Source organism: Croceibacterium mercuriale (genome assembly GCF_000802385.1).
Taxonomy (GTDB): domain Bacteria; phylum Pseudomonadota; class Alphaproteobacteria; order Sphingomonadales; family Sphingomonadaceae; genus Croceibacterium; species Croceibacterium mercuriale.
On record NZ_JTDN01000002.1, the window covers coordinates 477,218 to 498,935 of the forward strand.

General features: G+C 69.3%; 15 protein-coding genes. 7 read left to right on the forward strand and 8 right to left on the reverse strand.

Annotated features, from left to right (window positions below; all coding sequences use genetic code 11):
• Nucleotides 1-51 precede the first annotated feature (51 nt).
• Complete coding sequence (gene ubiM / locus PK98_RS11905) at nucleotides 52-1,218, reverse strand: 5-demethoxyubiquinol-8 5-hydroxylase UbiM (RefSeq protein WP_039097112.1); 1,167 nt, start codon at nucleotides 1,216-1,218, stop codon at nucleotides 52-54.
• Between the two features lie 147 nt (nucleotides 1,219-1,365).
• Between ubiM and PK98_RS11910 the strand changes: the two genes are divergently transcribed.
• From PK98_RS11910 to PK98_RS11920, 3 genes are read left to right on the forward strand one after another with little or no spacing between them, the layout of a single operon-like run.
• Nucleotides 1,366-3,228: a gamma-glutamyltransferase family protein gene (locus PK98_RS11910; RefSeq protein WP_039097113.1), complete on the forward strand. Its 1,863-nt coding sequence runs from the start codon at nucleotides 1,366-1,368 to the stop codon at nucleotides 3,226-3,228.
• Nucleotides 3,229-3,251: 23 nt separating this feature from the next.
• Entirely contained in the window at nucleotides 3,252-6,494 is a 3,243-nt protein-coding gene (locus tag PK98_RS11915; protein ID WP_039097114.1) for an amidohydrolase family protein, read from the forward strand.
• 14 nt (nucleotides 6,495-6,508) lie between these two features.
• The gene (locus tag PK98_RS11920; RefSeq protein WP_039097633.1) at nucleotides 6,509-8,338 is read left to right on the forward strand and encodes a DUF885 domain-containing protein; all 1,830 of its coding nucleotides are present in this window, start codon (nucleotides 6,509-6,511) and stop codon (nucleotides 8,336-8,338) included.
• 55 nt (nucleotides 8,339-8,393) lie between these two features.
• Here the strand turns inward: PK98_RS11920 and PK98_RS11925 are convergent, their stop codons facing one another.
• On the reverse strand, nucleotides 8,394-10,229 hold the full coding sequence (locus PK98_RS11925) for a DUF885 domain-containing protein (protein ID WP_039097115.1): 1,836 nt from the start codon (nucleotides 10,227-10,229) through the stop codon (nucleotides 8,394-8,396).
• 28 nt (nucleotides 10,230-10,257) lie between these two features.
• On the reverse strand, nucleotides 10,258-10,800 hold the full coding sequence (locus PK98_RS11930) for a hypothetical protein (RefSeq protein ID WP_052208602.1): 543 nt from the start codon (nucleotides 10,798-10,800) through the stop codon (nucleotides 10,258-10,260).
• 210 nt (nucleotides 10,801-11,010) lie between these two features.
• Here PK98_RS11930 and PK98_RS11935 point away from each other — a divergent pair, with 210 nt between their 5' ends.
• A complete protein-coding gene (locus PK98_RS11935; RefSeq protein ID WP_039097116.1) occupies nucleotides 11,011-14,103 on the forward strand; it encodes a TonB-dependent receptor domain-containing protein in 3,093 nt (1,030 codons plus the stop codon).
• A gap of 64 nt (nucleotides 14,104-14,167) precedes the next feature.
• Here PK98_RS11935 and PK98_RS11940 read toward each other — a convergent pair whose 3' ends face one another.
• A complete protein-coding gene (locus PK98_RS11940) occupies nucleotides 14,168-15,181 on the reverse strand; it encodes a hypothetical protein (protein WP_039097117.1) in 1,014 nt (337 codons plus the stop codon).
• A 111-nt stretch (nucleotides 15,182-15,292) separates the two neighbouring features.
• Here PK98_RS11940 and PK98_RS17275 point away from each other — a divergent pair, with 111 nt between their 5' ends.
• Nucleotides 15,293-15,580 carry a hypothetical protein gene (locus PK98_RS17275; RefSeq protein ID WP_200885032.1) on the forward strand — a complete coding sequence of 96 codons (288 nt, stop codon included), beginning with the start codon at nucleotides 15,293-15,295 and terminating at the stop codon, nucleotides 15,578-15,580.
• Nucleotides 15,577-16,881 (forward strand): aspartyl/asparaginyl beta-hydroxylase domain-containing protein, encoded by a 1,305-nt coding sequence (locus PK98_RS11950; RefSeq protein WP_235425499.1) that lies wholly within the window; start codon nucleotides 15,577-15,579, stop codon nucleotides 16,879-16,881. The genes PK98_RS17275 and PK98_RS11950 overlap by 4 nt, the downstream gene beginning before the upstream one ends.
• On the opposite strand, the gene PK98_RS11955 is transcribed toward PK98_RS11950, so the two are convergent.
• From PK98_RS11955 to PK98_RS11970, 4 genes are all read right to left on the reverse strand, one after another.
• Entirely contained in the window at nucleotides 16,878-17,717 is an 840-nt protein-coding gene (locus PK98_RS11955) for an aldose 1-epimerase (RefSeq protein ID WP_081996274.1), read from the reverse strand. The genes PK98_RS11950 and PK98_RS11955 overlap by 4 nt on opposite strands.
• Before the next feature lie 4 nt (nucleotides 17,718-17,721).
• Nucleotides 17,722-18,459: an SDR family NAD(P)-dependent oxidoreductase gene (locus tag PK98_RS11960; RefSeq protein ID WP_039097118.1), complete on the reverse strand. Its 738-nt coding sequence runs from the start codon at nucleotides 18,457-18,459 to the stop codon at nucleotides 17,722-17,724.
• A complete protein-coding gene (locus tag PK98_RS11965) occupies nucleotides 18,456-19,595 on the reverse strand; it encodes a fumarylacetoacetate hydrolase family protein (RefSeq protein ID WP_052208606.1) in 1,140 nt (379 codons plus the stop codon). The genes PK98_RS11960 and PK98_RS11965 overlap by 4 nt, the downstream gene beginning before the upstream one ends.
• Nucleotides 19,596-19,739: 144 nt before the next feature.
• Nucleotides 19,740-20,528 carry a 2-keto-4-pentenoate hydratase gene (locus tag PK98_RS11970; RefSeq protein WP_039097119.1) on the reverse strand — a complete coding sequence of 263 codons (789 nt, stop codon included), beginning with the start codon at nucleotides 20,526-20,528 and terminating at the stop codon, nucleotides 19,740-19,742.
• Nucleotides 20,529-20,692: 164 nt separating this feature from the next.
• On the opposite strand from PK98_RS11970, the gene PK98_RS11975 reads away from it, so the two are divergent.
• Entirely contained in the window at nucleotides 20,693-21,706 is a 1,014-nt protein-coding gene (locus tag PK98_RS11975; RefSeq protein WP_039097120.1) for a LacI family DNA-binding transcriptional regulator, read from the forward strand.
• Nucleotides 21,707-21,718 lie beyond the last annotated feature (12 nt).

Here is a 21,718-nt window from a genome sequence, read left to right on the forward strand (position 1 = left end):
ATAGTGTTTGTGAAACTTATTCTCAATAGCTTTCTAGCAGGCGTCTGGCGATCACGGCTGCATCAGCATCCGGGCCACCGCGCGACGGGCCAGAGGCAGGCGGGCACCGGCGCGCAGGGTGGCATGGCGCACCAGCCGGGCGGGCAGGCTGTCATCGGCGTACAGGCCGACCAGCAGGTTGGTCGCGGTGTAGATGGGCCGCGTTGCCAGCCGGTGCGCCGCCTCGAACCGGCGCAGCAGCAGCGAATTGCCCCAGTCTGCCGCGGCCCCGGCCTTGCCGATCAGCCCGGCCAGTGTGGCGACACCCTGCAGGCCCAGGTTGAAGCCATGGGCCGTCACCGGATGCATTCCCACCGCCGCATCGCCGACCAGTGCGGCGCGAGTGGCGGCGAAATGCGCGGCATAGGTCACTGCCAGCGGATAGACATGCGGCCCCGCCTCCACCTGCATCGCGCCCAGCCGGTTGCCGTAGCGGCGGGTGATTTCCGCCCCCAGCTCCTCCGGCGACAGGGCCGAGATGCGGGACACCTCGTCATCCTCCACCGTCAGCACGGCGGAGGAGTGGCGTCCGTTCAGCGGCAGCATGGCAATGGTATGGCCATGCTGGAACCATTCGGTGGCGGTCGCCCGATGATCCCCGTCATGCGCGACGCGGGCCAGCACCATGCTCTTGCCCAGCCGCTTCACCTGCGCGCCGATGCCCAGCGCCTCACGCACCTTGCTGAAGCGGCTGTCGGCGCCGACCAGCAGCCTGGCCGTCAGCACCTGCCCGTTGGCCAGGGTGACGCGGGCAGCGGCGCGATCGGTGGCGACGCCCTGCACCGCCACGTCGGTCAGCAGGGTGACGTTCGGGTGTGTGGCGACCACCTCGAACAGCGCGCGGCGGATCAGGTGGTTGGACACCAGCTGCCCCAGCCATTGTGCCCCGCCGCTGCCGGGATCGAAGCCGAGCGCGAACGGCGATTGCCCGTTTAGCACCTGCGCCTCGCGCAAGGGCGCGCGGCTTGCCGGATCGATCCGGTCCCAGGCGCCCACCTGCTGCAGGAAGGCGATCGAGCGATGCGTCAGCGCGATGTAGCGGCCATCCTCCGCCGGATCGGCCAGTGCGGCGCGGCCCTGCCGCTCCACCACCGCGATGCTGCGGCCCAGCGGCGCCAGTGCCGCCGCGAGGGCCAGCCCCACCGGGCCGCCGCCCACGATGATCAGGTCATGCTCCATACCCGCCCAAGTGCGCCCGCCCCGCGCTGTCCACAAGGGCGCAATATGTCCCATGCCCGCCAGAAAACATGCATTTGGCGTTGCAGATGCAACCGGATGCGGTGATGGTCGCGGCAAGATAAAAGACCAACCGGGGACACATCGCCCATGCGCCGTCGCACCTTCATCGCTGCCATGCCGGCCGTCACGCTGGCGCCGGCTGCCTTGGCCCAGAGCAACAGTGCGCCGCCGGGCGGGGGTCAGGGTGGTGCGCCGATGCCCGCGAGCGATGCCAGCCCGCCGCCCGTCTGGCCGGAGGGAGAGGCGCGGTTCCTGCGACCGGACGTGCAGGCGGGCGATCGACCGGTCGGCGCCAGCTTCGCCAGCCGCACCGCCGCCTATGGCCTGCACGGCGCGGCCGGCACCGCGCATCCGCTGGCGACGCAGGCCGGCATCGCCATCCTGCGCGCGGGCGGTTCGGCCGTTGATGCCGCCATCACCATCAACAGTTGCCTGGGCCTGCTGGAGCCGACCGCCAACGGCATCGGTGGCGATTGCTACGCCATGGTGTGGGACCCGGCGGAGCGGAAGGTGATGGGGCTGGCGGGATCGGGCGCCTCCCCCATGGGCCTGTCGCTGGCGACGGTGCGCGAGCGGTCACGCAATGGCGTGCTGCCGGCGCTGGGTGCGCTCAGCGTGTCGGTGCCGGGCACGGTGGACGCCTGGTGGACGCTGCACCAGCGTTACGGCAAGCTGCCGTGGCGTGACCTGTTCGCGCCGGCCATCGCCATGGCGACCGAGGGCACGCCGGTGCCCGACATGATCGCCTGGTACATCCGCCGCAGCCTGATCGGCTTCCGCCGCCCGAACAACGGGCTGGAGGAGTCCGAGAACGCGCTCAAGACCTATGGCATGGCCGATGGGCAGGGGCCGCAGACTGGGCAGGTGTTCCGCAACCCGGACCTGGCGCGCACCTACCAGATGATTGCCGAGGGCGGGCGCGATGCGTTCTACACCGGGCCGATCGCGCGCACCATCGACGCCTATTTTCGCCGCATCGGCGGCTGGCTGCGGGCGGAGGACCTGGCGCGCCATCGCAGCGATTGGGTGCAGCCACACAGCACCGACTATCGCGGCACCACCGTGCATGCCCTGGGCGAGAACACGCAGGGCATCGCCACGCTGCAGATGCTCAACATGCTGGAACTGTTCGACCTGAAGGGCGCAGGCTTCCAGTCCGCGCAGTCGATCCACCTGCAGGCGGAAGCCAAGCGCCTCGCCTACGAGGATCGCGCGCGGTATTACGCTGATCCCAGGTTCACCGACCTGCCGGTCGAATGGCTGGTGTCGAAGGAGTATGCGGCGGAGCGCGCGAAGCTGATCCGGCCGGACCGGATCGCGCCGGACGTGCAGCCGGGCAACGCGCCCAGCCGGGGCGACACCACCTATTTCAGCTGCGCCGATGACAGCGGCATGATGGTGTCGCTGATCCAGTCGAACTTCCGTGGCATGGGGTCGGGGCTGGTGGCGGACGGGCTGGGCTTCATGTTCCAGGACCGGGGCCAACTGTTCAGCCTGGCTGACGGCCACCCCAACATCTATGCCCCCGGCAAGCGGCCGTTCCAGACCATCATCCCCGGCTTCGCCACCCGCGGCGACCAGCCGTGGATGAGCTTCGGCGTGATGGGCGGCGACATGCAGCCGCAGGGACAGACGCAGATCATCCTCAACACCGTGGATTACGGGCTGGACATCCAGTCCGCCGGGGACGCGCCGCGCTGGCATCACGAGGGGTCGTCCGAAGTGATGGGCGAAGATGCCGCCGACCTGCCCGATACCGGCCTGCTCAGGCTGGAAACCGGCGTGCCGGAGAAGACCCGTGCGGAACTGGCCAGTATGGGCTGGACCATCGGCGATCCCGATGGCGGTTTCGGCCGGTATCAATGCGTCGAACACCGGCGTGACGGGGATGCCCGCGTCTATGCCGCGGCCAGCGAGATGCGCGCCGATGGCTGCGCGCTGGCCTACTGAACCGAATGCACAGGGGAATATCCATGTACCGCCGTATCGCCGCCCTCGCCTTGCTGGCGGGCACCGCCCTGCCATTGTCCGTCCTCGCGCAGGAGGTCACGCCCCCTGCTGCCCCCAAGTGGGACGTCAACGCCCCCACCGGCGCCACCATCCGGCAGGTGCCGTTGCGGGTCGACGAAGGCAGCTGGATGGACCTGGACGTCAGCCCTGACGGCCGCACCCTGGCGTTCACGCTGATGGGCGACATCTACACCATGCCGGTCGACGGCGGCACGCCCACGCGCATCGCCGAAGGGCTGGCATGGGAGGTGCAGCCGCGCTTCAGCCCCGATGGGCAGCGGATCGCCTTCACCAGCGACCGGGGCGGCGGCGACAACATCTGGGTCATGAATGCCGACGGCAGCGACAAGCGGCAGGTGACGAAGGAGGACTTCCGCCTGCTGAACCAGCCGAGCTGGAGCCCGGACGGGCAGTTCCTGGTGGCCAAGAAGCACTTCACGACCGGCCGCTCGCTCGGCACCGGGGAGATCTGGCTGTACCATGTCAGCGGGGGGGCCGGCGTGGCGCTGGTGGAGCGGCCCAACCCCACGCACCAGAAGGAGCTGGGCGAGCCGGTCTACGCCGCCGATGGCAGTGCGGTGTACTACACCCGCAACGTCACGCCGGGCCCGATCTTCGAATATGCGCAGGATTCCAACACCAACCTGTTCGACATCGAGCGGTACGACTTCGGCACGGAGGAGGTGAGCACGGTCGTCACCGGCGCCGGCGGCGCGGTGCGGCCGACGCCCAGCCCCGATGGCAAGCTGATCGCCTTCGTGCGGCGCGAGGCCACCCGGTCCAAGCTGTACGTCAAGGATCTGGAGAGCGGCGAGGAACGCAAGATCTTCGACGACCTGGACCAGGACGTGCAGGAGACCTGGGCGGTCACCGGCGTCTATCCCAACATGGCCTGGCTGCCCGACAGCCGCGCACTGATGTTCTGGGCCGGCGGCAAGATCAACCGCATCAATGCCGACGGGACCGGCGCCCGCGTGATCCCCTTCGCGGTGGACGACACCCGCGGGGTGATCGACGCGCCGCATCCGGAAATCGCCGTCGCGCCCGACCGCTTCACCACCGCCATGCCGCGCTTCGCCAGCGTCTCGCCGGACGGGCGCCAGGTTGTGTTCGAAAGCCTGGGCAAGCTGTGGCTGAAGCCGGTCGCCGGTGGCGAGCCGCGCCGGCTGACGCGCGGGGGCGCCGGACCGGACGGCGGCTTCGAGCTGTTCCCCAGCTGGTCCCGCGATGGCCGCCAGATCGTGTTCGTCGGCTGGACCGATGACGATCTCGGCCGCATCCGCACCGTCTCCGCCAGCGGCGGCACCCCGCGCGACGTGACGGAGCAGCCGGGCCATTATGCCCGCCCGCGCTTCAGCCCCGATGGTGCGACCATCGTGTTCGAACGGGTCGATGATGGCGGGCTGACCAACCCGAACTGGGCGGCCGACCCCGGCGTCTATCGCGTCGCGGCGACCGGCGGCGATGTGATGCGCGTGGCCCGCGGCCTGGCCGCGCCGCAGTTCGGTGCCGGCAATGACCGGATCTTCATGATCGCGGAAGAGGCCAAGGACGGAGAGAGCGAGCGCCAGCTGGTCAGCACCGATCTCGGCGGGCAGGACCGCCGCGTCCATGCGACCGGCGCGCTGGCGACCGACTACATCGTGTCGCCCGACAGCCGCTTCGTCGCCTTCCGCCAGAACTACGCCGCCTTTGTCGTGCCGCTGATGCCGGGCGGGCAGGCGGTGTCGCTGGCGCCCGATGCCAAGGCGCTGCCGGTGACCCGCGCCAGTGCCGGCGGGGCGGATTACATCACCTGGTCCGGCGATGGCGCGCGCCTGCACTGGAGCCTGGGGCCGGTGCTCTACACCGCGGACACCGCGCAGCTGTTCCCCGCCGCACCGCGGGCCGAAGGCGAGCAGGGTTTCACCCCGCCCGCCGCCGGCGTGTCGCTGGCGATGGAGGTGGACGCGGCCAAGCCGACCGCCACCGTGGCGCTGACCGGTGCGCGCATCCTTACCATGGCGACGCCCGATGGCGGGATCGTGGAGGATGGCGTGGTGGTGATCCGTGGCGATCGCATCGTCGCGGTCGGTCCGCGCGCCTCCACCCCGGTGCCGGCCGGCGCGACGGTGGTGGATGCGACCGGCAAGACCATCATGCCCGGCCTGGTCGATGCCCATGCGCATGGCCCGGCGGGCACGGACGAGCTGGTGCCGCAGCGCAATTGGTCCATGCTGCAGAACCTGGCGCTGGGCACCACCACGATCCACGACCCGTCCAACACCAGCAGCGAGATCTTCGCCGCATCGGAGATGCAGCGTGCCGGCCTGATCCTTGCCCCGCGCATCTTCTCCACCGGGGAGATCGTCTACGGCGCCAAGGCGGCGGACGTCTATGCGGAGATCAACAGCCTGGACGATGCGCTGGCGCATGTCCGCCGGCTGAAGGCGCAGGGCGGGCACAGCGTCAAGAACTACAACCAGCCGCGCCGCGACCAGCGGCAGCAGGTGGTGGAGGCCGCCCGGCAGGAGAACATGCAGGTCGTGGCCGAGGGCGGTTCGCTGTTCGGCATGGACATGAACCTGGTGGCGGATGGCAACTCCACGCTGGAGCACAATGTCCCGCTGAACGTGTTCTATGACGACGTGCTGCAGTTCTTCAGCGCCAGCACCACCAACTACACCCCGACGCTGGTGGTCAGCTATGGCGGGCTGGCGGGCGATCCGTACTGGCGGCAGGCGACCGACGTGTTCGCCCATCCGCTGCTGCAGGCGCACACCCCGCCCGACCGGCTGCTGGCCGCCAATGCCCGGCGCATCACCGCGCCGGAATCCAACTTCGTGGATGACGACAATGCGCGGGAGGCCGCCCGCCTGGCGGAGCGCGGCGTGAAGGTGGCGATCGGCGCGCATGGCCAGCAGGCCGGCATCGGCGCGCATTGGGAACTGTGGAGCTTCGTGCGTGGCGGCATGACCCCGGTACAGGCACTGGGCGCGGGCACCATCGTGGCGGCGCAGTCGCTGGGCATGGCGCGCGACATCGGCTCGCTGGAAGTGGGCAAGCTGGCCGACCTGCTGGTGCTGGATGCCGATCCCAGCGCCGACATCCGCAACAGCGACAAGGTGCATCAGGTGATGCTGGGCGGGCGGCTGTACGATGCCGCAACGCTGAACGAGGTGGCGACCGGCGATGCGACGCGTGGCGCCTACTGGTGGGAGAAGTGAGCGTGAGCACCCAGATGAACCGCCGGCTGTTCCTGGGCAGCGCCAGTGCCGTGGCGGTGGCCGCTGCCATGCCGGCCGCGGCGCAGGTCGCTGCGCCGGCGGCTGCCAGCCCCTCCCCGGCCGATGCGCAATTGCGCGCGATGCTGAACCGGTTCTTCGCCGCGCGGTTGACCGAAAGCCCCGAAAGCGCGACCCGGCTGGGCCTCGACACCGGCGAACTGGCGCCGTTGCGCTCGCAGCTGGACGATCGCTCCGCCGCTGGCGTCGCAGCCGATCTGGCCCGGGCCAAGGCGGAACTGGCGGAGTTGCAGGCGGTGCCGGTGGCACCGCTGTCGCCCTCCAGCCGGCTGGATCACGAGGTCGTGACCTACCAGCTGGAACACGCGATCAGCGGGGCGGAGCGGTTCACCTATGGCGCCAGCATGGGCCGCTACGCCCCCTATGTGCTGACGCAGCTGACCGGCGCCTATCGTGACGTGCCGGATTTCCTGGATTCGCAGCACCGCATCAAGGATGCCGCGGATGCCGATGCCTATCTGGCGCGTGTCGCCGCCTTCGCCACCGCGACCGACCAGGACACGCAGCGGCAGGCCGACGATGCAACGGCCGGCGTGTTCGCGCCCGATTACCTGCTCGACACGACCCTGACCCAGCTGGGCCAGCTGCGCGACCAGCCGGCCGGCGAGACGGTGCTGGTCGGCGCGCTGGCGCGCAAGCTGACCGAAGCGGGGCTGCCCGGCGATCGCGTGGCGCAGGCCACCGCCATCGTGGAGGGCGAGGTGTTCCCCGCACTCGACCGGCAGCGCGCGCTGCTGACCGACCTGCGCGCCCGCGCCACGCATGATGCCGGCGTGTGGCGCCTGCCCGATGGGGAGGCGTATTATGCCGCCGCGGCCGAGGCGGCGACGACCGTGGCACTGGACGGGGCGGAGATCCACCGGCTGGGGCTGGAACAGGTGGCCCAGATCAGCGACCGGATCGACGGTATCCTGCAGGCACAGGGCATGACGCAGGGCACCGTGGGCGCCCGGCTGGTAGCGCTGAACGAGCGGCCCGACCAGCTATTCCCCAATACCGACGAAGGCCGGGCCGCGCTGCTGGCCACGCTGAATGCGCAGATCGAGGGCATGTCCGCACGCCTGCCCGAACAGTTCAACACCCTGCCGCAGGCACCGGTGGAGGTGCGCCGCGTACCCCCGTCGATCCAGGATGGCGCGCCCGGCGGATATTACCAGAGCGCGTCGCTGGATGGATCGCGCCCGGCGATCTATTTCATCAACCTGCGCGACACCTTCAACCGGCCCAAGTTCGGGCTGGCGACGCTGTCCTATCACGAGGCGGTGCCCGGCCATCACCTGCAGGTGATGACGGCACTGGAATCCGACGCGATCCCGCTGCTCCGCCGCCGGGGTGGCTATTCCGGCTACTCCGAAGGCTGGGCGCTCTACACGGAGCAGCTGGCGGACGAGATGGGCATGTATGATGGCGATCCGCTGGGACAGGTCGGCTACCTGCAGTCGCTGCTGTTCCGCGCCACGCGGCTGGTGGTCGATTCCGGCATGCATCACCAGCGCTGGAGCCGGGAGAGGGCGACCGACTTCCTGATCGACACCACCGGCATTGCCCGCCAGCGCAGCCAGAACGAGATCGACCGCTACACCGCCTGGCCGGGCCAGGCATGCAGCTACAAGATCGGGCACACCCAGTGGGTCAAGCTGCGCGATGCGGTGAAGGCGAAGCAGGGCGCCGCCTTCGACCCGCGCGCCTTCCACGATGTGCTGCGCGACGGGCCGATGCCGCTGACCGTGCTGGAGCGGCTGGTGACGGAACGCATGTTGGCATAAACGAACCGGACCGATGTTTCCCCGGGGAAACATCGGTCCATTCTGGTTACGGCAGTCAGACCTGCCTGCTGGCGATATACGCGTCGACCTGCTCGGTCAGCACCTCTAGCGGCAGGGCGCCATTGCCCAGCACCACCTCGTGGAAGTCGCGGATGTCGAACCGGTCGCCCAGCGCGGCCTCAGCCTTCTGGCGCAGGCCGGCGATGTGCAGCTGGCCCACCATGTAGCTGGTCGCCTGGCCCGGATTGTTGAGGTAGCGGTCGATCTCCTTGACGATGTCACGCTCCGACACCGGGGAATTGGCGCGGAAGTAGTCGATTGCCTGTTCCCGGGTCCACTGCTTGGCGTGCATGCCGGTATCCACCACCATCCGGATCGCGCGCCACATCTGCAGCGACAGCATGCCGAAGCGCGCCTCCGGCGTCTGGTACAGGCCCATCTCGCCGGCCAGCCGCTCGCTGTAGAGGCCCCAGCCTTCGATATAGCTGCCGTAGAAGCCGAAGCGGCGGAACTTGGGCAGACCGGGCAGCTCCTGGGCGCGGGCGATCTGGAAATGATGGCCCGGTGCGCCTTCATGCGCGGCGATGCTTTCCACCTGCAGGCGCGACACCTGCGTCATGTCGGCCAGGTTGACGTAGAAGATGCCGGGCCGCGAACCGTCCGGTGCCGGCCGGTTGTAGAACGCGACGGAGGCGGTTTCCTGCCGCCATGGTTCCACCGCCCGAACCTCCAGCGCAGCTTCGGGCAGCCGGTGGAACCAGTTGGGCGCCTCCGCCATGATCTTCGCGATCACGGCGCGCGACTCGGACAGATACTGCTCCTTGCCGCTCTCGTCGTTGGGGAGGCGGTATTGCGGATCGGTGCGCACCGCGGCGATCAGCGCGTCCAGCGTCCCGGCATAGCCCATCTCCTGCCGCGCCGCGTCCATCTCCGCCCGGATCGCCGCCACCTGGCTCAGGCCGAGCTGGTGGATCTGCTCCGCGCTCATGTCGGTGGTGGTGTAATAGGCCAGCCGCGCCGCGTAATATTCGCCGCCATCGGGCAGGCTCCACGCGCCATTGTTGCCCGTCGCCAGCGGTTCCACCGCGTCCAGCGCGGCGAACAGCGTGTCGAAGCCCTGCCGGAACGGCCCGGCCAGCGCGGCGCTTGCCTCTGCCACCAGCGCCTCGCGCGTGGCGGCGTCCGTCTCCAGCGCCGACACCTTCTTGCGGAAGTCGGCCAGCACGGTGCTGTCCGCGCCATCATCGAACGGCGCACCGGTGATGACCAGCTGCGCATCGGCGCGGGCGGGCGCGAACACCATCTTCGGCGGCACGATGCCGGCCTCCGCCTGGGTACGGATCCGGGCGGCGACCTCCCCCATCACGCGCTGCGCCTCGATGATCCGGGCGATGTAGGCCCGGGCATCGTCGACCGTCTCGACCCGATGTTCGTTGATCAGGAACACCGGGATGTCGCCCGCCGGGCTGCCATTGGTGGATACGGGGAAGAAGTGGTTGCGCCAGGCGAACTGCCGCCGGTCCTGCTCCACCGCCTGTTCGAACAGGCGATAGCTGACCCGGCCCGCCGGGCTCAGCCGGGCGGGGTCGAAGTCCCGCCGCAGCTGCGCCAGCTGTTCCTCCCGCAAGGCCAGCGCCTGCGCGGCGCCGGCATCGGTGTAGTCGTCCAGCCGGTCGTATCCGGTCTTCAGCCCCAGGCTGGTCATGCCTTCCGGGCTGAGCGCGAGCGAGGCATCGAAGGCCGCGTCCAGGAAGGTGGTGAGGCGCGCATCCTCCGCGCTGTCCGCCGCTGCCGTCGCTGCGCCGGCCGCCGGTTGCTGCTGCGCCGCCGCCGGCAGGGTGACCGCCGCTGCCGCCAGCAGCCCGGCGCCGAATGTCCGCACGAAACTCATTGCCTGCTCCTTGTCGCCCGATGCCGGGTCAGTTGATGCGCTTGACCTGCATGCTGCGGGCGCCATCCACCCGTGCGTTATAGCTGCCCAGTGCGCCAGCCGTGATGGTGACGGGGTCGCCGGCGCGCGGGAAGTAGTTGGTCCGCGCCTCCGTCGTCTGCCACTGCGACCCGTCCTCCAGCACCAGCAGATGCAGCCCGCGGGAGAATGGCCGCACCTGTGCCAGCGTGCCGGTGATGGACCGGATCTGCTCCTCCGCCTCGTCGCGTGCGCCACCTTCGAACAGGCTGATTCGCGGCAGGGAGAAGCCGAACACCGCCCGCTTGGCATCGCGCACCGCGGCGCGGTCCACCAGCACCACCTCGTTCGCGGCCTGCGCATCGACCAGCGCGGCGGCCGCGCGGTCCAGGCAGACGAGCCGTTCGGCATCGACGGCCAGCGCGCGGCAGGCGGTCAGGTCGGCGATCAGGCCCGCAGCCGGGCGGTCGGCGGCAGCGTCCTGCGCCGATGCGTGTGGCGCGCAGGTCACCGCCAGCAGGCCAAGCATCGTTCGCACCATCAGGGGCCGCATGCACCATCTCCCGGGTCTGTCACAGTTCCGCCACACATTACGATCCTGTGACGTTAAAGCCACTATCTTGTGTAAGATGATACTATTCGCGGAATCTCGTTGCTCGCAAGTGCGATAAATCCATACACCTGTTGCCAGTCGCCCTGCGCGATGACGCTGCGGGACCGCAACAGGGACGGTCCGCTGCGAACAAGAGGGACTTCGAAACTCATGAGGAAGCTGACGCGTCCGAAGCTGCTTGCTTCGACCCTGCTGGTGGGCGCTTTCGCCACCCCGGCCTTCGCGCAAGTTGCACCGCAGACCACGGACAACGTTGCCGGTACGCCGAACACCGCGAGTGCTCAGGTCACCGCGCAGGATATCACCGCACCCAGCGGCAACGACATCATCGTAACCGGCTCGCTGATCCGCAATCCCAACCTGCTGGCCGCCAATCCGGTCACCGTGGTCGGCTCGGACGAGATCGACCTGCAGCAGAGCACGCTGGCCGAAGAGCTGCTGCGCGAACTGCCGGGCGTCGTTCCCTCCATCGGTTCGGCCGTGAACAACGGCAATGGCGGCGCGTCCTTCGTCGATCTGCGCGGCCTGGGTGCCAACCGCAACCTGGTGCTGCTGGACGGCGTGCGCCTCGCCCCCGGTACGCTGTCGGGCCAGTTCGATCTCAACAACATTCCGCTGGCCCTGGTCCAGCGGGTCGACGTGCTGACCGGTGGTGCTTCCACCACCTATGGCGCGGATGCGATCACCGGCGTCGTCAACTTCATCACTCGCACAGATTTCGCCGGCGTTGACCTGTCGGTAACGGGCGGCATCCCGGAAGCCGGCGACGGCAAGAGCTTCCGCGCCGACCTGACCGTGGGCGCCAACTTTGCCGACAATCGCGGCAACGCGGTGCTGTCGGTCGGCTACCAGTCGGTCGATCCGGTGTTCCAGGGTGATCGCGAGATCTCGGTCAACCAGATCGATTCCTTCACTGGCGCCATCGGCGGTTCCGGCACGTCTGTCCCCTCGCGCTTCTCCGGCGTGAACCCGACCGGTGCCGACTCCTTCACCGATGGCCCGAACGTGCAGGCCGGTTCGCGCCAGATCGGCCCGAACGGTGCATTCAATGCCGGCAGCGGGTTCGTTCCGTTCAACTTCAACCCGGACAACATCTTCCAGGTCCCCTTCGAGCGGTTCAACGCCTATGCTGCGGCGAACTACGAAGTGTCGGACAGCGTGGAGTTCTACAACCGCGCCCTGTTCTCCAAGAACTCGGTCAGCACGATCATCGCGCCGTCCGGCGCGTTCGGCACCCCGGTCTCGGTCAGCCTGAACAATCCGTTCCTGACGGCCGCCCAGCGCACCGCGTTCTGCGCCTTCGACACCAACCCCGCCGTCGGCTACAGCGCCCGCTTCTCGGCAGCGGAGTGCGCCGCGGCAGCGACGGCCACCGGCCCGGGTGATCCCAACTATCGCCAGGTCGACAATGTCTCGGTCTTCCGCCGGGCGACCGAAGTCGGCCCGCGTGTCTCCGAATACACCACGACCTACTTCGATTACCGGGCCGGCGTGCGCGGCAGCATCACCGATGACCTGCAGTACGACGTGTTCGGGTCCTACGGCGAGAGCGACAACCTGCAGACGATCACCGGCTACACGCTGAACAGCCGCGTGGCACAGTCGCTGCTGGTCACCCGCGCGGCCGACGGCACCGCCGCCTGCCAGAGCGATGCCAATGGCTGCGTTCCCGTCAACTGGTTCGGCCCCGAAGGCTCGATCACGCCGGACATGGTCGATTTCCTGACCGGCATCAGCACGTCGCAGACCAGCGCCACGCAGTTCCAGGCCCGTGGCACCATCAGCGGCGGCGCCGGCTTCGGTTCCCCCTGGGCGGCGGAGCAGGTCAGCTTCGCGGTCGGTGGCGAGTATCGCAAGTACACCGCTGCCAGCCTGTCGGACTCGTTGTCCTCCTCGGGTGACCTGGGCGGCGCCGGCGGCGCCAACCCGAACGTCTCGGGCGGCTACGACGTGTGGGAAGCGCTCGGCGAAGTCATCGTTCCGCTCGTCTCCGATCGCCCGGGCTTCCGGACGCTGCAGCTGGAAGGCGGGGTTCGCTATTCCGACTACCGCGTCGCTGCGCCCACTAGCCCGACCTACTCGACCACGACCTGGAAGGTCGGCGGCCGCTGGGAACCGGTCTATGGCGTGACCATCCGCGGGATCTTCAACCGCGCCGTCCGCGCACCGAACATCGACGAGCTGTTCCGTCCGATCAACACCCTGCTGACCAACCTGTCGGATGATCCCTGCGCCAGCCTGGACGATTCCGGTGTCTCGCTGGGTCTGCCGACACCGACCGGCGTGCTGCGCGCGGTCTGCATTGCCCAGGGTGCCCCGGCGGAAACGATCGGCGCCATCGCGGTGCCGACCTCGGGTCAGGCCAACTACACCGGCGGTGGCAGCCTGACGCTGCAGCCGGAAACGTCGGACAGCTGGTCCGTCGGCACGATCCTGCAGCCCGACTTCCTGCCGGGCTTCAGCGCTTCGGTCGATTACTACAACATCGTGGTGAAGGACGCGATCAGCGAGCCGACCCCCGGTGACGTGATCGCAGCCTGCTTCATCAGCGATCTCAGCGTCAGCAACCCGGCCTGCACCGCCATCCGCCGCAACTCCATCGATGGTTCGCTGTCCGGTGATCCGTCGATCTCCCCCGGCCTGCCGATCAGCTTCTCCAACACCGGCCGGTTCGAGACGGACGGCATCGACCTGGTCCTGAACTACACCCGCGATTTCGGTGTGGTCGGCCTGTCGCTGGGCTTCAACGGCAACTGGACGAACAAGAACTCGTTCAACGCGGACGTGACCTCTCCGGTCAGCTCGCTGCGCGATTGCGTCGGCCTGTATTCGGAGAATTGCGGCTCGGTGAACGGTTCGATCCAGCCGACCTTCAGCTGGACCCAGCGCACCACGCTGACCTATGACGCACTGGATGTGTCGCTGCTGTGGCGGCACCTGTCCGGCGTCGATTACGAGCTGCAGGACGAGCGCGCGGCCTATACCGGTCCGGTGCCGACCGTGGGCGGCGGCGATTACAACTTCAATCGCATCCCGGCCTACGACTACTTCGACCTGAGCCTGCGCTATCAGCATGGCGAGCACCTGACCTACACGCTGACGGTCGCGAACCTGCTGGACGAAGAGCCGCCGCTGGTGGGCAACAATATCGGCTCCACCTCGCAGAACAGCGGCAACACCTTCCCGTCGACCTATGATCCCGTCGGTCGCCGGTTCCTGCTGGGCGCGCGTCTGCGGTTCTGATCCGCAGGTCGCCTGAGGCAACGACAAGGGGGCGGTCCTGGCAACAGGGCCGCCCTTTTTCGTGTCACACCAGCGGCTGCGGCAGGTCCATGGCGATGCCGTTGGCATCCGCCACCGCCTCCGCCCATTGCGCAACCAGCGCGATCTCCGGCCCGTGCGCCGCCCGCGCGGCATCATGCACCGCGCTGCGGTCGCCCGCGCCGAAGGCCGCGCCGGTCTTGGCATTGCGGGCGAAGGCCGGCCCGGCAGCAATCGCGGCGGCGTCCACCCGCAGCCCAAACAGGTCGCCCGTGGCCGCCAGCGCATCCGCCGGCCGGGCCAGCAGCGCCGCGCTGTCCAGCGTGCGCACGCTGTCGCCGAACCGCGCCGCGATCCGCCCGAACAGCCGATGCTGCGCCAGCCAGCCCAGCGCGGCGATCTGCAGGTCGGTATGACGCAGCGGATCGGCGGGTTCCACCGCCAGGTCGCACAGGCCGTCCGCCGCCAGCTTCGTCCACAGTTCGCGCACCCACAGCCGCCCCTCCAGCCCCTTGGATGCGACGGAGGCCAGGAAGGTCGGCAGCGGCGCGTACAGCAGCACCGCGCGTGCATCGGGCCGCAGCGACAGCATCGCCAGCACCAGTGCGTTGACGACGTTAGACGGCTTCACCAGCAGCGCCTCCCCCGTCGGGACCGGGGCCGCCAGCAGGCGCAACGCATCGTCCAGCCGCGCCGCCACGTCGCGCGGAGCCCCGCCCCGCCGTCGCCAGCCGGCCAGATCGTTCAGCACCTGCGGCTCCTTCAGCGCGTGGGCGGTTCCCGGCAGGTCGAAGGCGCGCGCCAGCAGCGTGGAGCAGCAGAAGGCCGAATGCACGATCAGCCGCAGCGGTGCGCCTGCCGCACCGACCCCCGCCACCGCCAGGTCCCGCGTCACCGCCACCGGCGCCCGGGCGGCGGCACCCAGTTCAGCATCGGTCAGGAACACCGCCCGGCTGCGCAAGTCCCGATCGGCGGGAATATAGTGAAAGGCGTCGGCCACCGCGTCGTAGCGATGGACCAGCCAGTCGGCGTCGCGCACAGGTGCAGGTCCGGTCGTCATGCGGCGGCGATGCCACGGTGACGGGCCGGCGAACAGGGGGCGTGGATTGGCTTTTGCCTTCGTGCGTGACCCGTGTTTTACTGCCTCATCAGTTCGGATGAAGGATCGACCATGCTGTTGCCTGTTCTTGCCGCCAGTGTGCTGACTCTGGCCGCCGCGCCCGCGCAGGCGACGGCGACCGCGCAGCCTGTCGCCACCCCCGCTGCCGCCGCTCCGGCGGCGCCGGCAGCGGATCCGGACAGGCGCATCTGCCGGCGCTTCACGGCCACGGGATCGCTGGTCCCCGGGCGGCGGGAATGCCGCACCGCCGCCGAATGGGACCGCATCGCGGAACGCGCGCAGGTGCAAGGCCGCGACGTGGTGGAACGGGCACGGTCCGGCTTGGCCGCCAGCAATTGACCGGCGCCGCGCCGACGGCCGATCCGCAACGCCTGCTCGCCCACGGCCAGGATCTGGCCCGACGGGGCGATAATGCCGGTGCGCGCGCCGCCTACCAAGCGGTCCTGGCGCAGGCACCGGGCAGCGCGGCAGCGCATAATGCGCTGGGCGTGCTGAGCCTGAACGAAGGCGATCCCGCCGGGGCGGAGCGGCATTTCGTCGCCGCGGCGGAGGAGGATGTCGCGGCGCCCGATCTGTGGCTGAACGCCGCCACCGCGCGCCGGCAGCAGGGCGATGATCCGGGGGAGCGTGACGCATTGCTGCGCGTGCTCGACCGCGATCGCCGGCACATCGGCGGCATCGTGCGGCTGGCGCAGCTGCACGAACGGATGGGCGAAACGGCGGCGGCGGCGCAGCGCTGGTCCACCCTGCTGCGGCTGGCGGAGGGGATCGCCGACCCCGCACCTCCGCTCCAGGCGGTGCTGGACCATGCCCGCCTAGCGGTTGCCGCCAGTACGCAGGGGCTGGCCGATCACCTGACGGACGGGATGGCGGCGGCACGCGCCACGCAGCCGGCGACGGCGCTGCGCCGGTTCGATGCCTGCGTGGATACGATGCTGGGCCGCCGGCGGATCTACACCAGCGAATGCCACGGGCTGCACTTCCCGTTCCTGCCGGCCGACGAGTTCTTCCCGCGCGAACACTTCCCGTGGCTGGAGCGGCTGGAGGCCGCCACCCCGGCCATCCGGGCGGAGGCTGAGGCGTTGCTGGCAGGGGATGGCGCCGGGCTGGTGCCGTATGTGGAGGAGGCGCCCGGCGCCCCGCCCAGCCGCTGGAGCGCACTGCGTGGCTCGCCGGACTGGAGCGTGCTGTATCTGTGGCGTTTCGGGAAGCGGCAGGCGGAGGCATGCGCCCGCGCGCCGCATACCGCCGCGCTGCTGGACAGCCTGCCCATGGCCGACATGCCCGGCCGCGCGCCGACCGCCTTCTTCTCCATCCTGCGCCCGCGCACCCGGCTGCCGGCGCATAGCGGGGTGAGCAATACGCGCGCCATCGTCCACCTGCCGCTGATCGTGCCGGAGCAGTGCGGCTTCCGCGTGGGCGGGGAAACCCGCCCGTGGCAGGAAGGTGAGGCCTTCGTGTTCGACGACACGATCGAGCATGAAGCGTGGAATGACAGCGATGATCCGCGCGTGGTGCTGATCTTCGATGTGTGGAACCCGCATCTGACCACCGCCGAGCGTGACCTGCTGCGCCGGTTCTTCGCGGTGGCGGATGCCAGCGGGTACCATGCCGGCAATGCCGGGCAGGTGGCGGACTAGCCCTCGATCGTCAGTACAAGGCGCAGCGACAGGGTTTCGCCGGGTGCAAGCAGCGCCATGCCTTCGCGGTTGATCGCATCGGGCAGGTGGCTGACCGGTTCCAGGCAGAAGAAGCCACCTTCCGGCGGACGATAGAGGTGGCAGGCGGGCGCGCCGGTCGCCGCCAGGTGCAGGACGTGGTCGCGTTGCATGATCCGCGCCTCCCCGTTCCACGGGGAGTAGCTGTTGTCGATCAGCGTCGTCCCCTGCACCGGCGCGCCGTCACGCCAGTCACCGAACCGGTCGGCCGGCGCGGCGTCGGTGCGCAGGTCGTCGGCATCGGCCAGCCAGGCATGGCCTGCCGTGAAGGCCAGCCGGGTGGCATCGTCGCAGGGAAAATAGGGGTGAAGGCCCAGCCCGGCCGGAACCCGGCTGTCCGCCAGCGAGCGCACCGACAGGTCGATCGTCATGCTGCCGGGTGCCAGGGTCAGGCGCTGCTGCGCGGCGAAAGGCCATGGCCAGTGCGCATCGCCGGCATGATCGTGCACCAGGACTACGCTGTCCGCCGCCTGCTCCGCCACAAACCAAGGGCGGAGCCAGCCGGTGCCGTGCAGGCTGTGCGGATGATCGGCCCCGAAATTGCGCGGCAGGTCGTAACTCACGCCCTCGTGCGTGAAGCGCCCGTCGGCGATGCGGTTGGCGTAGGGCACCAGCGGGAAGCAGGCGGCGTCCAAGGGGCGCACGGCATCGGGCGCGCCGGGGCGCAGCACCGCGCAGGCGCCATGATGCAGCGCCAGGATGCTGCCGCCGAGGTCCGGCCGCAGCTCCAAGGTCGAGCCGTGTGCGCTCAGCCGCATGGGATCAGCGCCAGCCGGCATCCACGAAGTAGCTGTGCCCGGTCACCAGCCGGGCATCGTCCGACGCCAGGAACATGACCATCGCCGCAATGTCCGGCGGCAGCAGGCGGCCGTCCATGCACTGCGCGGCGACGATCTCCGCCTCGCCTTCGGGCGTGTACCATTGCAGCTGGCGCGGGGTGCGGACGTTGCCGGGGATCACGCTGGTCACGCGGATGTTGTCGCGCCCGAAATCGCGCGCCAGGCTGCGCGTCAGCCCTTCGATGGCGGCCTTGCACGTCTGGTACAATGCCAGGTCGGGCAGGCCCAGATGCCAGGAGATGGAGCCGAGATTGACGATGACGCCGCCGCCCGCCGCCTGCATGGCGGGGATCACCGCCTGCGCGCAGAAGAAGGTATGCTTCAGGTTCACCGCGATGCGGTTGTCCCAGTATTCCTCCGTCACGTCGGCCACTTCGTGCCGGTCGTCATTGGCGGCATTGTTGACCAGCACATCGAACGGGCCGAGCCGGGCGATCGCCTCGCGCACCTCGTCGATCCGGGTCAGGTCGACCGCCTCGAACACCGGCTTGCCGTCCAGCTGCGCCACCAGCGCCGCCGAATCCTCGCGCGCGATGTCGAAGAAGGTGACGTGGGCGCCCTGCGCCACGAAGCCTTCCACCACGCCCGCGCCGATGCCGGAGCCGCCACCGGTCACCAGCACGCGTTTGCCGGCGAGGCTGGGATAAGTCGCGCCGGTCATGCCGCGGAAACCTTCGCCTGGCGCGTCGCCAGTGTGCGGAACAGGTCGCGGATGCCGAAGGTCCACGGGGCTGCCTCGGCCGAGGTGGTCACCGGATTCTGCAGCGTGCCCAGCTTCGGCGTTGTGATGCGCACCACGTCACCCACCTTGTGCGTGAAGCCGCGGCCCGGATCGTCACGATCCTGCACGGGCGCGAACAAAGTGCCCAGGAACAGGGTGAAGCCGTCGGGGTACTGATGTTCCGACAGGGTCTGCCGCACCAGGTCCAGCGGATCGCGGCTGATCTGCTGCATGGAGCTGTGACCGTGCAGGCGATAGCCCTCCGGCCCGTCGATCACCAAATCCAGCTCCGCATTGCGGACATCGTCGATGGTGTAGGTATCGTCGAACAGCCGCACGAAGGGGCCGATCGCGCAGGAGGCGTTGTTGTCCTTCGCCTTGCCCAGCAGCAATGCACTGCGTCCTTCGAAGTCGCGCAGATTGACGTCGTTGCCCAGCGTCGCGCCGACCACATCACCGGCGGCATTGGCGATCAGGACGATCTCCGGCTCCGGATTGTTCCAGCTTGAATCGGAGCGGATGCCCACCGGGGCACCCCAGCCGACGCTCGACAGCACAGGGGCCTTGGTAAAGACCTCCGCATCCGGGCCGATCGCGACCTCCAGATATTGCGACCACATGCCCGCCTCGATCAGCGCGGCCTTCAGCCGGGCGGCCGGCTCGCTGCCGGGCTCGACATTGCGGATTCCGCCGCCGACGCGTTCCTCCAGCTCGGCACGGATCGCCGCCGCTGCCCCTGAATCGCCGCGAGCGCGCTCCTCGATCACCCGCTCGATCGCGGAGACGGCGAAGGTGACGCCGCAGGCCTTCACGCATTGCAGGTCGACCGGGGCGAGCAGCTCGAACGGGCCGCCGCCGATCGTCAGATCCTCCACGCGGCACAGCACCGGGCCATCCGCCTGTGCCGCATGGGGCAGATCGAACAGGTCGGCGGTGGTCGCGGCGGTGGCGGACACATCGTGCACCTGTCCGCCGCGCAGGATCACCGGCACCGGACCGTCGGCCAGCATCACCCGCCCGGCCAGTACCGCGTCCGCATGGTCATCCGGCAAGGCCGCCGGATCGAAAGCCGTCATTCACCCTCTCCCACAATCGACCTGCGGCACGAAGGGCAGCAGCCGATACATTACTCGGAGGTTTGATAACGCTATCACGGGCGCGGCTCAACCGCGAATTGCAGCCGATCCTTGTGGAATCGGCCACAATCCACGCCTGGATCGTCAGTCGACCACGACTTCCACGGCATCGGCCGGACCGAAGGTCGCGCGCACCAGCGTGCCGGAGGCGACTTCGTGCACGCCGGTCACCGCACCGCTCGACACCCACCAGCCGGCCTGCGGCGTGATGCCACGCGCCAGAAGGTTGGCGACAAGGAAGCGCACTGCGCCGAATGGGCCGTCCAGCATGGTGGCGGTGGTGGCGCTGTTCACATGCTCCCCGTCGAAGAACACGCCGACCTCGATGCTGTCGATCGCGTCCCACCGGCTCTCGTCCAGCACGGGGCCGAGCACCAGGCCGAAATTGTTGCCATGGTCCGCGACCGTCACGCACGGACCGTCATCATTGATGCCGGCCCACGGAGAGGAGGCGATCTCGATCCCCAGACGGATCTGGTCGACCCACTGGCGCGCCTCCTCGTTGGTGGCGGGCGGTGTCGTCACGCCGGCCGGCGGGGCCAGCCGCAGCATGAATTCCGCCTCGGCCGCGGCGAAACCGCCGGCAAAGATCGGCAGCGTCAGGCCTTCGGTGGCTTCCACCACGCTGTCGGCGAAGATCGGCCCTGCCAGCCGGTCGGCACCCAGCGGGCCCTGATGCTGCGGCGGTACCTTGCCGACCTTCCAGCCGCCGATCGCCCGATCGCCCCACAGGTCGAGCGCCGCGTCCTGGATCTCGTAGGCCTGCGCCAGCGTGGTCGGACGCTCCCCCGGATAGGTGGTGAGCGCGGTGCCGCTGCGGCGTGCATCGACAAAGGCGCGTGCGATCGCGGTGTTGTTGTTGTCGCCCGTCATGGCGCTTGTCCCCTTCCCAATCCTGCTTCGAGGCTGCGGCATGGCTTAGCCGGAAACCGGTGTCAAAAACTTTGTCGCGGCCCTTGCCCCGTGCATGCCGATGGCGATTGTCGGCAGTGGCAAAGCGTGGCTATGACAGCTGCGTGGGAGAGAATAACAGGCCGATGAACAAGGGGCAGCCGACGATCAACGACGTCGCGCGGGTGGCGGGCGTGTCGAAAAAGACCGTAAGCCGCGTCATCAACGCGTCGCCGCTGCTGCGCACGGATACGCGCGACAAGGTGGCGCGCGTCATCGCGGAGCTGGGCTATGTGCCCAATCCGCAGGCGCGCGCGCTGGCGCTGCGGCGCAATTTCCTGATCGGCCTGCTGCACGACAACCCGAATGCGCAGACAGTGCTGAACGTTCAGGAGGGGATACTGGACGTGATCCGGGATACCGATTTCGCGCTGGTGGTGCGGCCGGTGGATCGCCATTCGCCTACCTTGGTGGAGGATTGCCAGCGCTTCATCGAACGGCAGCGCCTGTATGGCGTGCTGTTCCTGCCCCCGATCAGCGAGAATGACGATCTGGCGCAGATGTGCGCCGGGCTCGGCTGCGGCTATGTCCGGATGGGCAGCGCACAGCTGGACGAAGCGGCCCATGCGGTGGGATCGAACGACCGGGAGGCGGTGAGCGGCGCGGTCGATCACCTGGTGGCGCAGGGTCACCGGCGCATCGGCCTGATCCTGGGCCCCGCCGGCTTCCGCTCCGCCCATGAGCGCGCCACCGGCTTCCGGGAGGCGATGGCGCGGCACGGGCTGGACGTGCCGGACGAACTGGTGACACAGGGCAGCTACCGTTTCGCATCGGGCGTCGCGGGGGCGGAGGCGTTGCTGGACGTGCCCGACCGGCCCAGCGCGATCTTCTGCAGCAATGACGAGATGGCGGCGGGCGCGCTGCACACCGCGCGTTCCCGGGGCCTGCAGGTGCCGGACGACCTGTCGCTGGTCGGCTTCGACGATGCGCCGATCGCGGCGCATATCTGGCCACCGATGACCACGGTACGCTGGCCCATCCGCCCGATGGCGCGCGCCGCCGCGCTGAAGCTGATCCGCCCCGACATCGCCGGGGAGGAGGCGAGCCGCTTCCCCGCCGAACTGGTCACCCGTGCCTCCGTGGCGCAGCGTGCGGGTTGATCTGCCGAGGGC

What these genes read in the sequence shown, in the direction of transcription:
- ubiM (WP_039097112.1), bottom strand. Translation starts at nt 1,218, where the DNA reads ATGGAGCATGACCTGATCATCGTGGGCGGCGGCCCGGTGGGGCTGGCC.
- PK98_RS11910 (WP_039097113.1), top strand. Translation starts at nt 1,366, where the DNA reads ATGCGCCGTCGCACCTTCATCGCTGCCATGCCGGCCGTCACGCTGGCG.
- PK98_RS11915 (WP_039097114.1), top strand. Translation starts at nt 3,252, where the DNA reads ATGTACCGCCGTATCGCCGCCCTCGCCTTGCTGGCGGGCACCGCCCTG.
- PK98_RS11920 (WP_039097633.1), top strand. Translation starts at nt 6,509, where the DNA reads ATGAACCGCCGGCTGTTCCTGGGCAGCGCCAGTGCCGTGGCGGTGGCC.
- PK98_RS11925 (WP_039097115.1), bottom strand. Translation starts at nt 10,229, where the DNA reads ATGAGTTTCGTGCGGACATTCGGCGCCGGGCTGCTGGCGGCAGCGGCG.
- PK98_RS11930 (WP_052208602.1), bottom strand. Translation starts at nt 10,800, where the DNA reads ATGCGGCCCCTGATGGTGCGAACGATGCTTGGCCTGCTGGCGGTGACC.
- PK98_RS11935 (WP_039097116.1), top strand. Translation starts at nt 11,011, where the DNA reads ATGAGGAAGCTGACGCGTCCGAAGCTGCTTGCTTCGACCCTGCTGGTG.
- PK98_RS11940 (WP_039097117.1), bottom strand. Translation starts at nt 15,181, where the DNA reads ATGACGACCGGACCTGCACCTGTGCGCGACGCCGACTGGCTGGTCCAT.
- PK98_RS17275 (WP_200885032.1), top strand. Translation starts at nt 15,293, where the DNA reads ATGCTGTTGCCTGTTCTTGCCGCCAGTGTGCTGACTCTGGCCGCCGCG.
- PK98_RS11955 (WP_081996274.1), bottom strand. Translation starts at nt 17,717, where the DNA reads ATGCGGCTGAGCGCACACGGCTCGACCTTGGAGCTGCGGCCGGACCTC.
- PK98_RS11960 (WP_039097118.1), bottom strand. Translation starts at nt 18,459, where the DNA reads ATGACCGGCGCGACTTATCCCAGCCTCGCCGGCAAACGCGTGCTGGTG.
- PK98_RS11965 (WP_052208606.1), bottom strand. Translation starts at nt 19,595, where the DNA reads ATGACGGCTTTCGATCCGGCGGCCTTGCCGGATGACCATGCGGACGCG.
- PK98_RS11970 (WP_039097119.1), bottom strand. Translation starts at nt 20,528, where the DNA reads ATGACGGGCGACAACAACAACACCGCGATCGCACGCGCCTTTGTCGAT.
- PK98_RS11975 (WP_039097120.1), top strand. Translation starts at nt 20,693, where the DNA reads ATGAACAAGGGGCAGCCGACGATCAACGACGTCGCGCGGGTGGCGGGC.